Origin of the sequence: Arthrobacter sp. B1I2 (genome assembly GCF_030816485.1) — a bacterium.
Taxonomy (GTDB): Bacteria; Actinomycetota; Actinomycetes; order Actinomycetales; family Micrococcaceae; genus Arthrobacter.
In genome coordinates this window covers 3,875,817-3,891,539 of the sequence record NZ_JAUSYC010000001.1, presented here as the reverse complement: position 1 = coordinate 3,891,539, position 15,723 = coordinate 3,875,817, and the positions used below count along the sequence as shown (strand labels likewise).

Below are 15,723 nucleotides of genomic sequence, written 5' to 3'. Positions count from 1 at the left end.
CGCTCCAGGGGGAGGAACGGGAATGGCAGTGAACCTTCAGCTTGTTCCGGCTGCGGCGGGCAAGCGGCTTGGTGCTGCCGTCATCGACTGGCTGCCCGGCGTGGCGGTGCTGGTGGTGACGTTTGCCATTGGATTCGCCGGGATCAGCCGGACCAGGAGCGGCGGCTTTATTGTCTATGACACCTCCTCCCTGGTGTTGTTCGGCGGCATTGGCCTTGGCCTGACCCTGGCCTACCTGTTCGTGGTTCTCGGCCTGGAGGCGCGCACCGGCAAGACGCCCGGCAACCTGCTGATGGGTATCCGCAGCGCGGACCAGGACGGCTATGCGCCGGGCGCCGGTGCTGTGTTCCTGCGGGGCCTCATCACGGGGGCGGGCATCCTGCTGGCCGTGCTGTCTGCGGTGCTGGTAGTAGTCTTCAAGTGGTTCGACGCCGCCCTGTTCATCGTTGGTCCGCTGCTCCTTGCCGGCTCGGTATGGGCCGTGCTGGTGGTTGTTTCCAACCGGTGGGACAAGAACGGCGGCCTGCGCGGCTGGAATGACACCGTCGCCAAGACCCTGGTTTTCGACGTCAAGGCAGGCCGCGACCCCATCGCCACCGGCGGCATCCAGGGCCCGTACAGCTTCGCGCCCCTGGACCTTCCGCCCGTGCAGCAGGTGTTGTCCCCGGTGGCCGGCGCCAGCGCACCCCGCGCTGCCGGGTCCCCGTCGCCGGCGCCGCAAGCACCGTCACAGCAGGCACCCCACGCGCCGGTGCCGCAAGCCCCAGCAGCGCAGACGCCGGCAGCCTACCCGCAGGTGCCGCACGCTCCGGCGCCCCCGGCACCTTCGCCGTCGGCCACCATGCCGTCGCAGACGATGCCCTATACCGCGCCGGCGTCGTTCGCGCCGCCGGCCGCTTCTGCCCAGGGTGTGCCGCAGGGTATCCTGCCAGGTGCCGTTCCAGCCGGTTCCGCAGCAGGCCACCGGGTGGCTCCGCAGCACGTGGACGACGACGTCGAACGCACCCAGGTGCGCCCCGGAACCGGCGGTCCGGCCCCCGTGGCCGTCCTCCGCATCCGCCTGGACGACGGCCGCGACTTCCAGCTGGACCGCAGCGTCCTGGTGGGCCGCAACCCCGTGGGCCAGGCCGGGGAACAGCACGCCCAGCTGCTGGCCGTGGATGATCCGGGGCGCTCCATCTCCAAGACCCACCTGCACCTGCTCACCGACGGCGCAGGCATCTGGGTGACGGACCGGCAGTCAACCAACGGAAGCGCCGTCACCACCCCGGACGGCCTGCGCACCCCCCTGGTGCCGGGCGTCCCCACGTTTGTTACCCCGGGATCCACCGTGCACTTTGGAGACCGTACCTTTTACCTAGGACAGGCATGAACCAGCACCCCGCCAGTGTTTCCCCAACCATCCAGCCGGGGCCGGGACTTAGCCTCACCTACGGCTACGGGACGGACAGGGGACTCCGCCGGGAGCTGAACGAGGACTCCTATATCGCCGCCGATCCCGTCTTCGCCGTGGCTGACGGCATGGGCGGGCATGAGGCCGGTGAAATCGCCAGCGGCCTGTGCGTGCGGGCCCTCGCCGGAATCCCCCAGGTGGCCACGGGGGAGCGGAGCATCACGGCGGCCGTCCTCCAGCAGTACCTGGTCCGTGCGGACAACTCCATCCGTGAGGCCACCGGAGCCCGTGCCGGGACCACCCTCACCGGCGCGGTCATCGTGGAACAGATGGGCATCCCGTACTGGCTGGTCCTGAACATCGGCGACTCCCGCACCTACCGGCTCAGCCAGGGACGCTTCGAACAGATCAGCGTGGACCACTCGGAGGTCCAGGAACTCGTGGACGCGGGCGAAATCACCGCCCAGGAAGCCACCGTCCACCCCCGCCGGCACGTGGTCACCCGGGCCCTGGGTACGGGGGATGAGACGGAGGCGGACTACTGGCTCCTCCCCGTCGAGGAAGGCGACCGTGTCCTGGTCTGCTCCGACGGCCTGACCGGGGAACTGGCAGACGACGACATCCTCCGGATCCTCAGCACCGTGGCGGAGCCGCAGGAGGCAGTGGACGCCCTGATCCAGGCCGCGCTGCGCAGGGGTGGGCGGGACAACGTGACGGCCATCGTGGTGGACGCAAGGAACGTGTCGAACGACGACGGCGCGGGCACCACCGCGCCCCGCCTCACCTCCGCTGACGGGGACGAAGTGACGCTGCCGCGGCCGCAGGCATCCGAAGCCGTGACGCAGCCCCTGCCCGACCCGGCGGAGAACGCCGCCGACAACGACGGGGAGCCGGACGATGACCGCCGCTAGCTACGTTCCCGGCACCTGGCTGGGCATTGTCAGGTCCCGCACCGCAGTGCTCCTGGGCCCCGAATCCCCTGCTGAACTGGCGGGTGCATTGTGGGAGCTCCTGGCCGGCCGGCCCGAGCCGCACGAAGTCCTCGCGGCCGTGACCACCAGTTGCGGCGGATCCCTCACCCGCATGCCGGCCTTCGGCATCCTGGACTTCAACGGGTCGCTGCGGGTCTTCCTGCGCGGCGGCATCACCCTCACCGTGGAACAGCCCGGGGGAGCGGTGGACCTTGACGGACGGGACGTGACCACCTGGAACGAACGAAGGTTCGTGGTACCCGGCACGTGCCGGGTGGATATCGCAGGTGATGGCACCCGTGCTGCGGGGCAAGCTGCTGGACAACCTGAACTGCCGCTTGGTGAGGGCGTGGTGCTGCTGCAGTCGCTGACCCTGGGTGCGCCGTCCGGCCCGCCTGTTGTCGATGGCCCCGCCGCTGCCGGTGGTGCGGCTGCTGTCGTCGGTGCGGCTGCAGCGGACAGCGCTGTTGCAGCCGTTGCTGCAGTGGATCCTCCCGCCGCCGTTGTGCCGGCCACCGATATGCCGCCTGCTGCCGTTCTCCCGGAGCCGGAGGACCTGCCCGGGACCACGCTCCTGCCCGAGACCACGCTCCTTCCCGAGCACGGGGCCTCTGCCGAGACGGTGCTGGGAGTCATTGACGAGGACCCGGACGATGAACGCCCGGATGACGGGGATTTGGATCCAGCGTCCGCCGCGCGTGGCCTTGATCCTGACGCCACTATTGCCCCTGACGCCGTTATCGGTTCGGACGGGGAGTTTATTGGGGCAGCCGCGGGTGAACCCATCGGCCTGGACGCAACCAGTGCAGACCCGGCCGGCGCTGCCCCAGACGAAGCGGATGCCTCACCTGCCGTGGAGATGACCTCGTCCTATGACCATTTGTGGGACCGCACCGTGATGCGGAACATCGAAGACGCCGCCGTGCGTGAGGAACCCGATGCCGATTCGGGCCACGTTTCCCCGCAGCAGACGCCTGCCCTGCCCGCCGCGGAACCGCTGGCCGCCCTTGGATCTGCGGCGGACGCGGGCCCGGACGTCCCGTCAGCCGGTTCGGGGACAGCACCGGAAGGCGAAGGCGGGCAGGAATCCGGAGCCGGCACCAGCACGGACGAAGAGGCTGCCGTCCCGCCCCGTCCTGCTTCCACCGGCGTCCTCATCGACTCTGTACCCTGGCGCACGGGGGGAGCGGCGCCCGGCGCCCAGAAAGCAGCGGCAGCGCCAGCGCCCAGCGCACCGCCAACCCTTGGCACCCCGCCGTCGCCACAGAATGCGCAAATGCCCGCTGCCGGGGCTGCAACCTCCCAGATACCCGCCCCTGCCCAGGAACCGGCTGCCGGCTTCGACCCCGACCACGACGGCCAGACGGTCATGAAAAGCAGCCTTCCGGGAACGCCGTCCGGTCCGGCGGCCAAGGCACCGGCCGCACAACAGGACGCCGCCGGGGGCCCGCTGGTACTGGCCCGCGTCTGCGCACAGGGCCACGCCAATCCACCCACCCGTGCCCAGTGCAGGGCCTGCGGGGCGGCACTGTTGCCGGATGCCGTGCAGGTCTCCCGCCCGAGACTGGGGCGGATGCGCTTGTCCACCGGCGAACTGCTGGACCTCGACCAGTCGATGGTCATCGGCCGGCAGCCGTCCGTGTCCCGGGTCCAGGGCGGTGTGATGCCGCGGCTCGTCCAGGTGGCGAGCCCGGGCGGGGACATCTCCAGGTCCCATGTTGAGGTGCGGCTCGAGGGCTGGCACGTGATGCTCTGCGACCTCAAGGCCACCAACGGCACCGTCCTGGTCCGGGAGGGCCAGCCGCCGCGCCGCCTGGCCCAGAACGAGATGGCCATCCTGCTGGACGGCGACATCGCAGAGCTGGGCGACAACATCTCACTGCGTTTTGAGGAGATTCCTTGAGCTCCAAACGGCCCGTTGCGCCGCCGCCCCGCATCCAGGGGTTCACGTACATCAGCCTGCTGGGCTCCGGCGGGTTTTCCGACGTCTACCTGTACGAACAGGACCGGCCGCGCCGGAAAGTCGCCGTCAAGGTGCTGCTTTCGGACCTCAAGACCGAGGGCGCGCGGCGGCGGTTCGAGTCCGAGGCCAACCTCATGGCCCAGCTCTCCTCGCACCCCTACATCGTCACCATTTTCGAAGCGGAAGTAACGGACGACGGGCATTCCTACCTGGCCATGGAGTACTGCTCCCGTCCCAGCCTGGACGTACGGTACCGGCGGCAGCGCTTCAGCGTGGACGAGGTCCTGGCCGTTGGCATCCAGGTGGCCTCCGCCGTCGAAACCGCCCACCGTGCCGGCATCGCCCACCGCGACATCAAGCCGGCCAACATCCTGGTGACGGACTACAACCGTCCGGCCCTCACCGACTTCGGCATCTCGGGCACCCTGGCAGGGGATTCGGACGACGAATCGGGTATGTCCATTCCCTGGTCCCCGCCCGAGCAGTTCCGGGACGGCGGTGTTGACGGCATCATGGTGGACGTGTGGGCCCTCGGCGCCACGCTCTACACCCTGCTGGCAGGCCGCTCGCCCTTCGTGATGCCGGGCGCGGACAATTCCCAGCGCGAACTGATCAACCGGATCAGCAACATGGCGCTGCCGGGCCTGGGCCGTGCCGATGTGCCGGAATCGCTGGAACTGGCGCTGGCAACGGCCATGGCCAAGCAGCCGCAGTCCCGGTACTCCTCGGCGCACGCCTTCGCCCTGGCCCTGCAGCGCATCCAGGCCGAGCTCAACCTTTCCGTCACGCCCTTCGAGGTCCTGGAGGAGCCCCAGCTGGAGGAGAGCCACCCGGACGACGGCAGCGAGGAGACGCGCGTCCGCAGCATCGCCGCCATCGATCCGGAGCGCACCGGCAGCGCACCCACCTTCCCCGCGCGCACCCGCCCCACCTCACCCGGCAGCGGGACTGACGCGACGGGCCGCAGGGGCGGCGCCCTCCCGCCGTCGTCCTTCACTCCTGCCGCCCCAGGCCAACGGCAGCCTGCCCCGGCAGTGCCGCACATTCCGGCCCGCACCATCGGAGCGGCTGATCCTGCAGCGGACGCGGCCGACGGCGCCGGGCAGGGGGAGTGGGCCCAGTCCACCATCCTGCGTGGCGGCGCAGGAGCGGCCAGCTACGGCGCCCCCATAGCGGACGCAAGGGGAGCAGGGCAGGACACTGCCTACACCGCCGATGCAACAGTGCACCGGCCCGTGAAAGTGGAAGAGCCCGAAGCGGCACCGGAAGCGGACCACGGCAAGCGCAACCTCTGGCTCGCACTCGCCGGCGGCACCCTCCTGGCGCTGGCGGCAGTGGTGGGCGTCGTGGTGGCCAACACCGCCACAGGCACCCCCAAGGTTGTGGAAACCCAACAGGTCAGCAAACCGCCGGCCGACGCCCTGAACAACGGCACCGTGTCCGACGTAGAGGGCCTGTCCGGAACAGTCGACATCAACGGCGAGGCCTCCTTCTACTGGAACAATCCGGATCCCAAGCCGGGCGACACCTACAAATGGAGGGTGTACACCATCGGCGGCGGGGGAGACTACCAGTCGATTGAGCAGGCGCCTGTCCGGCTCAGGTCCAATCCTTCCGGACAAACCTGCGTCCAGGTGATGATCGTCCGCTCGGACGGTGCCTTTTCACCGCTGGAGTCCGGCTCCATCGCTTGCACCGAAAAGTGATCTTCGGCCGTATGGCATCCCTGCATGCGCACCTGGCAACACCGCATTATCAGCACTCCGGCTACCGGAACAGTTCTGCCTTGAGGAGGCACAGATCATGGGGGATCTAGCAATAGATTTCTGTGGCGAGTGGTACGAACCATCGGATGAGGACATCTTCAATATCGGCCGCGAAGGCGATCTTGAGGTGGACGACAACCCGTACCTGCACCGGCAGTTCCTGCAGGTGGCCCGCTATGACGGCATCTGGTGGCTCAGCAACGTGGGCGGCATGCTCTCGGCCACGGTGGCCGACGCCTCCGGCGGCATGCAGGCCTGGCTGTCACCCGGCGCCCGGATACCGCTCGTGTTCAGCCACACCAACGTCATCTTCACGGCCGGGCCCACCACCTATGAGTTCGCCGTGCACCTGAAAACGCCGTCCTTCCGGCAGGAAGCCAGGGAGGGCGCCAGCAGCGGGGACACCACCATCGGACCCGTGGTCTTCACGGACGCGCAGAAGGCGCTGATCGTGGCGCTCGCCGAGCCTGTGCTCCGGCGCGAAGGCACCGGTTTCAGCAGCATCCCGTCCTCCGCGGCCGCCGCCAAGACCCTGGGCTGGGCACTGACCCGCTTCAACCGCAAACTGGACAACGTCTGCGACAAGCTGGACCGGGTGGGCGTTGTGGGACTGCGGGGCGGCGGCGGCAAGCTCGCCACCAACCGCCGGGCACGGCTGGTGGAGCACGCCGTCACCACGCACCTGGTGACCTCCGATGACCTGTACCTGCTGGAAAAGATGAGGGGCGTGGACGAAGGATGAGGATCCGGCTGACACTCCGCCGCGAACCCGCCGACGCCAAGGACCTGGCCGTCACGGTGGACGGCATGGCCACCGTGGCCGACATCGCCACCGTGCTGTGGGCGGCGGACCCGGACCGCAAGGGCACGCCTGCCCCGGACAACCTTTCCCTGCGCATCGACGAAGCCTTCGTGGGCGCCGGCATCAGCGGGAACATCCTGGCCCGGGAGGACAACCTCCTGGAATCAGGCCTGCGTCCCGGCTCGGTGGTGTCGCTGGCCCAGGTCAGCAAGCAGTTCCACGAGGCCGGCGCCGGCCGGGGACCGGCGGCGGCGACCCTGCGCGTGCTGTCCGGGCCCGACGTCGGGCGCGAATTTTCGCTGCCCACCGGTACCAGCTACATCGGCCGGGACCGGGACGTGGACATCCGGCTGGCGGACCCGCTCACCTCCAAACGGCACGCCCGGATCACGGTGGGCGAGGGCATCGAGATCGTTGACACCAACTCCGCGAACGGCCTCCTGATGGACGGCCTGCCCGTCACGCGGGCAACCCTCAACTCCTCCGACACCGTCACCCTGGGTGACACCACCGTCACCGTGGTGCCACTGGGGCACAACCACGCGGCAGCACCGACGTCGCCCCTGGTGGACTTCAACCGCTCGCCGCGGGTGGTTCCCCGCTTCGAAGTGCCCAAGCGGGTCCTTCCTGCCGGGCCCAAGCGCCCCGAGGACCACCCGTTCCCTTACATCATGCTGGTGGCGCCCCTGATGATGGGTGCTGTCATTTTTGCGGTCACTCAAAACGTGCTTTCCATGGTGTTCATGCTGATGATGCCCCTGTTCATCGTGGGCCATTACGTGGACCAGAAGATGCGGACCCGGAAGCAGCAAAAAGAACAGCTCAAGCAGTTCCGCGCCTCCATGGCAGCCTTCCGCCAGGACCTCACCGAGCTGCAGCAGGTGGAACGGGCGGTCCGGCTGCAGGAAGCACCGTCCGTCAGCGACACCGTGGACGCCATCTACAAGCTCGGGCCGCTGCTGTGGACACACCGGCCGGAGCACTCCTCCTTCCTGGGCCTGCGGTTCGGACTGGGGACCGCGCCCTCCCGAATTCCGCTGGAGGAGCCCTCCAATAACGACACGGAGGTCCAGTACAGCCGCGAAATCCAGGACTGCATCAAGCAGTTCAGCGAGATCGAAGGCGTCCCCGTGGTGTCCCAGCTGCGCACCTCCGGGGCTCTGGGAATTGCCGGCGCCCGCGGCCTGGTGGACGACGTAGCCCGTGCCATGGTGCTGCAACTGGTGGGACTGCATTCCCCGGCCGAGGTGGTCCTCACCGCCATCACCTCCGCCCAGTCCCGCGGGCGTTGGAACTGGCTGCAGTGGCTGCCGCACGTGGGCTCGGGCCACAGCCCCCTGGGCGGGGACCACCTGGCTGCCGGTTCCGCCGGCGGCTCCTCCCTGGTTGCCCGCCTTGAGGACCTGGTGGATGCCCGCGAAGCGGCGGCCAAACGGTCCGGCCCCGATCTGCGCCCCGGCATCGACCCCCTGAAGCATGAGCTCGAAGAGCCGGTCCTCCCGTCCGTGCTGGTCATCGTGGAAGACGACGCGCCCGTGGACCGCGGCCGCCTCACCCGGCTGGCCGAACGGGGTCCCGACTCAGGTGTGCACGTCCTGTGGGTTGCCACCGAGGTCCAGGCGCTGCCTGCCGCCTGCCGCGACTTCATGGTGGTGGACGGAGACCACGGCACCACCACCGGCCAGGTCCGCCTGGGCCGCCACACCTACCCGGTCAGCTGCGAAAGTGTCGACGCGGAGCTCGCGGCCCAGCTCGCCCGGATGCTGGCACCGGTGGTGGACGTGGGCAAACCCGTCAACGACGACTCCGACCTGCCCCGCGCCGTCTCCTACGCAACCCTGATCGGCAACGACTTCCTGGACAACCCGCAGGCCGTGGCCGAGCGCTGGACGGAAAACAACTCTGTGCACGCCACCGCCGTGGCCAACCGCAAGGACAACGGCACCCTCCGGGCCCTGGTTGGGTCCAAAGGCATCGAGCCGCTGTACCTGGACCTGAAGAACGAAGGGCCGCACGCTCTGGTGGGCGGCACCACAGGCGCCGGCAAGTCCGAGTTCCTGCAGTCCTGGGTGATGGGCATGGCCGCGGCCTACAGCCCGGACCGCGTCAGTTTCCTTTTCGTGGACTACAAGGGCGGCGCTGCGTTCGCGGACTGCATCAACCTTCCGCACACGGTGGGCCTGGTCACGGACCTTTCCCCGCACCTGGTCCGGCGGGCCCTGACGTCCCTGCGCGCGGAGCTGCACTACCGTGAGCAGCTCCTGAACCGTAAAAAAGCCAAAGACCTGCTGGCCCTGCACCGGGAGGCGGACCCGGATGCACCGCCGTACCTGATCATCATCGTGGACGAGTTTGCCGCGCTGGCCAGTGACGTGCCGGAGTTCGTGGACGGCGTGGTGGACGTGGCTGCCCGTGGCCGCTCCCTGGGCCTGCACCTCATCCTGGCCACCCAGCGGCCGGCGGGTGTCATCAAGGACAACCTCCGTGCCAACACCAACCTCCGCGTGGCGCTGCGCATGGCTGACGAGGAGGATGCCACCGACATCCTCGGGGTGCCGGATGCAGCGTATTTCGACCCCGCCATTCCGGGCCGCGGTGCCGCCAAGACCGGGCCTGGCCGGATCCAGGGATTCCAGACGGGCTACGCCGGCGGCTGGACCACGGATAAGCCCCAGCGTCCCCAGATCGACATCGTGGAGATGGCCTTCGGCTCCGGTCCCAGCTGGGAAGCCCCTGCCCCTGACAAACCTGCGGCTCCGGAACCGGCCGGCCCCAACGACATCGCCAGGATGACCTCCACCATCGTGCACGCCGCGGACACCCTGGCCATCAAGCCGCCACGGAAGCCATGGCTGGACGAACTGGCCAAGACCTACGACTTCTCCAAGCTGCCCAATCCCCGCACCGACGAACAGCTGCTGCTCGGTGTGGCGGATGACCCTGTGCACCAGGACCAGCCAACCGTGTTCTACGAACCGGACCGGGACGGCAATATGGCCATTTACGGCACGGGCGGTTCCGGCAAGTCCGCCGCCCTGCGGGGTATTGCGATCGCTGCGGCCGTCACCCCGCGCGGCGGCCCGGTCCACGTTTACGGGATCGACTGCGGCTCTGCCGGGCTGCGGATGCTTGAGGAGCTTCCGCACGTGGGCGAGATCATCAATGGCGACGACGTGGAACGCGTGGGGCGGTTGCTGCGCCTCCTGCGGGACATCGCCGAGCTGCGTTCCGCGCAGTTCGCCGAGGTGCGGGCGTCCACCATCGTGGAGTACCGGAAGTTGGCCAACCGGCCGGACGAGAAACGGATCTTCGTGCTGGTGGACGGCATGTCCGCCTTCCGTGAAGCGTATGAGCACAGCAAGCTCTCCGGGCTCTGGGACATCTTCCTGCAGCTGGCCACCGACGGCCGGACCCTGGGCATCCACCTGGTGGTGACGGGGGACCGGCCAAACGCCGTCCCTGCCTCACTGCTTGCCTCCATCCAGCGGCGCCTGGTCCTGCGCCTCTCCTCGGAGGACGACTACATCTCCCTGGACGTGCCCCGGGACGTCCTCACCGCCACCTCGCCCCCGGGCCGCGGGCTGCTGGACGGGCTTGAAGTCCAGCTGGCCGTCCTCGGCGGCAACTCGAACCTTGCCCTGCAGGCCCGCGAAGTCCACAAGCTCAGCGAGGCCATGCTGCGCCAGGGCCTGGAAACCGCGCCGGGCATTGAGCGGCTGCCCGAGCAGGTGGACCTGGATGTCCTGCCCGCCGGCAGCCCGGACCTCCCCGTCATCGGCGTGGACGACGAGTCCCTGCAGCCGGCGGAAATCATGGCGCGCGGCCCGCTGCTGCTGGCAGGCCCGCCGGGAGCCGGGCGTACCGTGGCGCTGGTCACGCTGGCGTACGCCCTGCGCAGGTCCAACCCCGCCGTCGAGCTGATCTACCTGGCGTCCCGCCGGTCCGCCGTCGCCTCCCTCCCTATCTGGAACCGCGCCGTGGTGGGTCCGGACGACCTCGCCGAGGTGGTGGAGGACCTGGTGGAACACTCCACCGGAAACCCGGGAACTGTGGCCATCTTCATTGAAGGCCTCACGGAGTTCACCGACACCATCGCCGAATCCGGGATGGCGCAGCTGGTCACGGCATCGCTGAAGGCAGACCAATGGGTGGTGGGGGAGTCGGAGTCCTCCACCTGGTCCTCCGCCTGGCAGCTTGCCCAGCCGTTCAAGTCGGGCCGGCGCGGCCTGCTGCTCAACCCCGGGGACATTGAAGGCGACAGCCTGCTCAACACGTCCCTGGGCAGGGTCAGCCCCGACTTCATCCCCGGCCGCGGGTATGTGGTGGGACGCGGCAAGGCACGGAAGATCCAGGTGGCGCTGCCGCCTGAAAACCGGGACTGAACCAGGCCTGTGACGGCGGGGCCGCGATCTGCTGGAATTTGCGGCCCTGCAGGGCGCTGTAGAAGATGCCCTCGCCCTCCACAGTTTCAGGGACCCAGGCCAGGTCAGACTGCGGGCTTCTCTGCCTGCCCGTCCTTGCCAACAACCCGGAGCCGGGCCAAACCGGGCGGCCGCGGAAATCCAAGGAGCCGGTCCAGCCACCTGCCCAGCCGGCGCCCCCGGCCGACGCGCCCGCCCATCCTGTCCAGCCGCAGCCGCCACTGGCAGAGACCCCGCCGCAGGTAGACACTCCCGACCCTGCCGCGCTCCCCGCCTCAACAGAGGTGGCCCCAGACGAACCAGCCACTGAAACCCCCTCAGCCGCTGCCGGCTACCGGCCGCCTACCGGCCCCTCCAGCGGACAGGACTGGAACAGCCCGGTCACCCGATCCGCCGGGCCCTCCCGGCTGGCCGCCGCTGCGCCCGCCCGGAGCCAGGGCCCCGGCGGACCTGCGCTTCTGCCCATCACCCTTGGAACGCTGCTGGTGGGCGCTTCCGCCGGGGCCTTCGCCTGGTGGAACCGGAACCGGAACCGGCTCCGCTCGCACTGACACCCGTTTGCCCCGGCCGCCAACTGACTGTCCCGGGTGTAGGGCAAGATAGGTTTGTGAGCACAGGACCAGGACCCGCAGAACAGACCGCCACCCGGACCGCGGCACCGCACGAGCCCGAAGCGATCCCCACCGAGGCCCTCCGCGAGGAATACGAGAACCTTGCGGACCTGGTGCGGAAGTACCGGTTCGCGTATTACCAGGAGGACGAACCCCTGGTATCGGACGCCGAGTTCGACACACTTTTTCGCCGCCTGGAGGAGATCGAGGCGCTGCACCCCGAGCTGGTGGCCAACGATTCACCAACCCAGGAAGTGGGCGGCGAGGTGTCCGCCGCGTTCGCACCCGTGGAACACCTGCAGCGGATGTACAGCCTGGAGGACGTCTTTTCGCTGGAGGAGCTCGAGGCGTGGCTTAACCGGGCCGAGGCCGGCATCGAGAAAATCCGTGACGGTGGTTCCAAGGCGGCCTGGCTGACTGAACTCAAGATCGACGGCCTGGCGGTCAACCTCTTGTACCGCGACGGCAGGCTGGTCCGCGCTGCCACCCGAGGCGACGGAACCACCGGCGAGGACATCACCCACAACCTGCTCACCATCAAGGAAATCCCGCAGGAACTGCACGGCAGCGGCTTCCCGGCCGAAATGGAGGTGCGCGGCGAGGTCTTCATCCCGTCCAAAGCCTTCGCCGCGTTCAATGAGGCGCTGATCGAAGCCGGCAAGGCGCCGCTTGCCAATCCCCGTAACGCTGCCGCCGGCTCGTTGCGCCAGAAGGACCCTGCCGAGACGGCCAAGCGGCCGCTGAAGATGTTCGTCCACGGCATCGGCGCCCGCGAAGGGCTTGGGGCCGGCAGCCAGTCCGAAACGTACGGGCTGCTCAAGGAGTGGGGCCTGCCGGTCAGCCCGTACTTCGAGGTGCTGGAGACCCGGGAGGACGTGCTGGGCTTCATCAAACGGTATGGCGACCAGCGCCACAAGCTGCTCCACGAAATCGACGGCATCGTGATCAAGGTGGATGACTTTGCCACCCAGCGTGCCCTGGGCAACACCACCCGCGTTCCCCGCTGGGCCGTGGCCTACAAGTACCCGCCGGAGGAAGTGCACACCAAGCTGCTGGACATCCAGGTCAACGTGGGCCGCACCGGCCGCGTGACCCCCTTCGGCGTCATGGAACCGGTCAAAGTGGCTGGCTCCACCGTGGAGATGGCCACCCTGCACAACCAGGACGTGGTCAGGGCCAAGGGCGTCAAAATCGGCGACATCGTGATCCTGCGGAAGGCGGGCGACGTCATTCCCGAAATCGTGGGCCCTGTCCTGTCCCTCCGGGACCAGCAGGACCCGCCGGTGCGGGACTTCGTGATGCCCACCGAGTGCCCCTCCTGCGGCACTCCGCTGGCGCCGGCCAAGGAGGGGGACGTGGATGTCCGCTGCCCCAATGCCAGATCCTGCCCGTCGCAGCTCCGAGAGCGGGTGTTCCATGTGGCGGGCCGGGGTGCCTTCGACATCGAGGCCCTGGGCTGGGAGGCGGCCATCGCGTTGACCCAGCCGGCCGAACCCGAAGTTCCCCCGCTGACCTCTGAAGCCGGGCTGTTCAACCTCACTGCGGAGGACCTGGCCGATGTCCGGATCCGCCGCGAGAAAAAATCCAAGGGCGTCCCCACGGGCGAGTACGAGCTGGTGCCGTACTTCTTCAGCAAGGGCACGGCCAAGTCGCCGTCCAAGCCCACGGCCACCACGCAGAAACTGTTCAAGGAACTCGAAAAAGCCAAGACCCAGCCCCTGTGGCGGGTGCTGGTTGCCCTCTCCATCCGGCACGTCGGCCCGCGCGCATCACGCGCCCTGGCGCAGGCGTTCGGTTCCATGGACCGCATCCGGGCAGCTTCCGAGGAAGAACTGGCCCACGTGGACGGGGTGGGTCCCACCATCGCCGCCGCACTGAAGGAATGGTTCGCGGAGGACTGGCACCTCGAAATCATCGACCGCTGGGCCGCCGCCGGGGTGCGCATGGAGGACGAACAGGACGAGTCCATGCCGCGCACGCTCGAAGGGCTGACCGTGGTGGTCACGGGTTCCCTGCCCAACTTCAGCCGTGACGAGGCCAAGGAGGCCATCCTGCTCCGCGGCGGCAAGGCATCCGGGTCCGTGTCCAAAAACACCAGCTACGTGGTGGCGGGCGAAAGCGCCGGCAGCAAGCTGGACAAGGCAGAGCAGCTGGGGATCCGCGTGCTGGACGAGGACGGGTTCCGGCAATTGCTCGACGGCGGCCCGGCAGCCCTGGGGGATGCGGCAGTCCTGGAGGATGCGGCGCCCCTGGAGGATGCGGCGTCCTTGAGGGAGGCGGCAGGGTCCGGGACGGACGAGGACGGTAACGAGGAAGCGGCTGTACCCGCCGCAGTGGAGGAGAACGCATGACGTCCGTTTCGGAACTGCTGGAGGTGGCCCGGCAGGCCGCCGCAGCCGGTGCCAAGGTCCTCTCCGGCCGGGATGGCAACGCGCTGGATGCCAGCAACAAGGGGGCGGCCGGGGACTGGGTCACGGCCTTCGACGTTGCCGCCGAAAACGCGGTGCGGGACGTCATTGCCGCAGCCCGCCCCGGCGACAGCATCACCGGCGAGGAACAGGGCACCACCCGCCCCGCCGATCCCACGGGCTACCGCTGATCCATCGACCCCCTTGACGGCACCACCAACTTCATCCGCAACATCGTCTACTACGCCACCTCCGTGGCTGTTGCCGACGCCGATGGCACCTGGCTGGCCGGCGTCGTCAATGCCCCTGCCCTGGGCCGGATCTACTACGCCGCCCGCGGCCAGGGCGCGTGGCTGGAGGTACGTGGACAGGCCACCAGGCTGGAGGGGCCCGTCTCCGGCCGCACCGGTCAGATCCTGGCCACCGGGTTCAGCTACGAGCCCGAAATCCGGTCCCAGCAGGCTGCCGCCTTCGGCACATTGATGGACGGCTTCGCCGACGTCCGCCGTCTTGGTTCCGCCGCCCTGGACCTGTGCATGGTGGCGGACGGAACGCATGACGCCTACGGCGAGCGGGGCCTGAACGAGCACGACTTCTCGGCCGGGGCACTGATCGCGGAGGAAGCCGGCTGCTGGGTACGCAGGCCACGCCTGACCAGTCCGCTCGACGGCGGCCCCACCGACGATGAGCGGCTCGACGCCTGGACGTGCGCGGCCAGCCTCGAGCTGTCCGGCAAGTTTCCGCTCTAGGTGACTGCTTTTCGGCGGCCGGGCGTTCCCTGCGGGCCCGGTGAAAGCCGCCGGCGGCCCCGGTACTGATAGTTCGGTCACGGAAAGCGCGTTTCCGCCCAATCCGCAGCCCGAGCACCACTACCATTGACGGGTGCAGCAGCAGTTAACCATCCGTCCCGCCATCGAGGCCGACTTCGCCGCCGTTGCCCGCATCACCGGCGACTCCTACCTCGCCGCAGGCTACTTCGACGACGCCGCCCACCCGTACATGGTCAAGATCATGGACGTCGCAGAGCGCGCCGGGCAGGCCACCGTCTGGGTGGCTGAACGTGAAGGAACGGTCATCGGCTCGGTCACGCTGGCGCTCGCGGGCGAACCGTACGCGGACATCGCACTGCACGACGAGCTGGAATTCCGCATGCTGGTGGTGGACCCTGCCGTCCAGCGCAGCGGAGCCGGCAAGGCCATGGTGGATGCCATCCTCAGCCACGCGCACACCCTTCCCGGTATCCGTGGCGTGGCACTCACCACGGGCAAAGCCTGGGAAAGCGCGCACGCCCTGTACCGCAAGACCGGCTTCCAGCGCGTCCCCGAACGGGACTGGTTCGTCCCGGGAACCGACACAAAACTGCTGGTTTACCGGCGCGACCTGTAGCA

General features: G+C 68.8%; 9 protein-coding genes and 1 pseudogene. All 10 read left to right on the top strand.

Features of this window, described 5'->3' with window-relative positions:
* Window positions 1-22: 22 nt before the first annotated feature.
* The 10 genes and pseudogenes from QFZ57_RS18130 to QFZ57_RS18085 all read left to right on the top strand — a co-directional run bounded on the left by QFZ57_RS18130 (window position 23) and on the right by QFZ57_RS18085 (window position 15,721).
* Window positions 23-1,372: an RDD family protein gene (locus tag QFZ57_RS18130; RefSeq protein ID WP_306901176.1), complete on the top strand. Its 1,350-nt coding sequence runs from the start codon at window positions 23-25 to the stop codon at window positions 1,370-1,372.
* Window positions 1,369-2,304 carry a PP2C family protein-serine/threonine phosphatase gene (locus tag QFZ57_RS18125; protein WP_306631870.1) on the top strand — a complete coding sequence of 312 codons (936 nt, stop codon included), beginning with the start codon at window positions 1,369-1,371 and terminating at the stop codon, window positions 2,302-2,304. The genes QFZ57_RS18130 and QFZ57_RS18125 overlap by 4 nt, the downstream gene beginning before the upstream one ends.
* A complete protein-coding gene (locus QFZ57_RS18120; protein WP_306901174.1) occupies window positions 2,291-4,267 on the top strand; it encodes an FHA domain-containing protein in 1,977 nt (658 codons plus the stop codon). The genes QFZ57_RS18125 and QFZ57_RS18120 overlap by 14 nt, the downstream gene beginning before the upstream one ends.
* Window positions 4,264-6,033 (top strand): serine/threonine-protein kinase, encoded by a 1,770-nt coding sequence (locus QFZ57_RS18115; protein ID WP_306901173.1) that lies wholly within the window; start codon window positions 4,264-4,266, stop codon window positions 6,031-6,033. Before QFZ57_RS18120 ends, QFZ57_RS18115 begins: the two co-directional genes overlap by 4 nt.
* A gap of 97 nt (window positions 6,034-6,130) precedes the next feature.
* Complete coding sequence (locus tag QFZ57_RS18110; protein ID WP_306901171.1) at window positions 6,131-6,835, top strand: hypothetical protein; 705 nt, start codon at window positions 6,131-6,133, stop codon at window positions 6,833-6,835.
* Window positions 6,832-11,277: an FtsK/SpoIIIE domain-containing protein gene (locus QFZ57_RS18105; RefSeq protein WP_306901169.1), complete on the top strand. Its 4,446-nt coding sequence runs from the start codon at window positions 6,832-6,834 to the stop codon at window positions 11,275-11,277. Before QFZ57_RS18110 ends, QFZ57_RS18105 begins: the two co-directional genes overlap by 4 nt.
* 65 nt (window positions 11,278-11,342) lie before the next feature.
* Window positions 11,343-11,867, top strand: a complete 525-nt coding sequence (locus QFZ57_RS18100; RefSeq protein ID WP_306901168.1) for a hypothetical protein — start codon at window positions 11,343-11,345, stop codon at window positions 11,865-11,867.
* A gap of 56 nt (window positions 11,868-11,923) precedes the next feature.
* Window positions 11,924-14,278, top strand: coding sequence for an NAD-dependent DNA ligase LigA (ligA, locus tag QFZ57_RS18095; RefSeq protein WP_373461276.1), 2,355 nt, complete (start codon window positions 11,924-11,926; stop codon window positions 14,276-14,278).
* Window positions 14,275-15,084: pseudogene (locus QFZ57_RS18090) on the top strand (inositol monophosphatase family protein). Before ligA ends, QFZ57_RS18090 begins: the two are co-directional and overlap by 4 nt.
* Window positions 15,085-15,217: 133 nt before the next feature.
* Window positions 15,218-15,721, top strand: a complete 504-nt coding sequence (locus tag QFZ57_RS18085) for a GNAT family N-acetyltransferase (RefSeq protein WP_306901167.1) — start codon at window positions 15,218-15,220, stop codon at window positions 15,719-15,721.
* Window positions 15,722-15,723 lie beyond the last annotated feature (2 nt).

Bases quoted from the DNA above. Each gene is read 5' to 3' on its own strand.
- QFZ57_RS18130 (WP_306901176.1), top strand. From the start codon at position 23: ATGGCAGTGAACCTTCAGCTTGTTCCGGCTGCGGCGGGCAAGCGGCTT.
- QFZ57_RS18125 (WP_306631870.1), top strand. From the start codon at position 1,369: ATGAACCAGCACCCCGCCAGTGTTTCCCCAACCATCCAGCCGGGGCCG.
- QFZ57_RS18120 (WP_306901174.1), top strand. From the start codon at position 2,291: ATGACCGCCGCTAGCTACGTTCCCGGCACCTGGCTGGGCATTGTCAGG.
- QFZ57_RS18110 (WP_306901171.1), top strand. From the start codon at position 6,131: ATGGGGGATCTAGCAATAGATTTCTGTGGCGAGTGGTACGAACCATCG.
- QFZ57_RS18105 (WP_306901169.1), top strand. From the start codon at position 6,832: ATGAGGATCCGGCTGACACTCCGCCGCGAACCCGCCGACGCCAAGGAC.
- QFZ57_RS18100 (WP_306901168.1), top strand. From the start codon at position 11,343: ATGCCCTCGCCCTCCACAGTTTCAGGGACCCAGGCCAGGTCAGACTGC.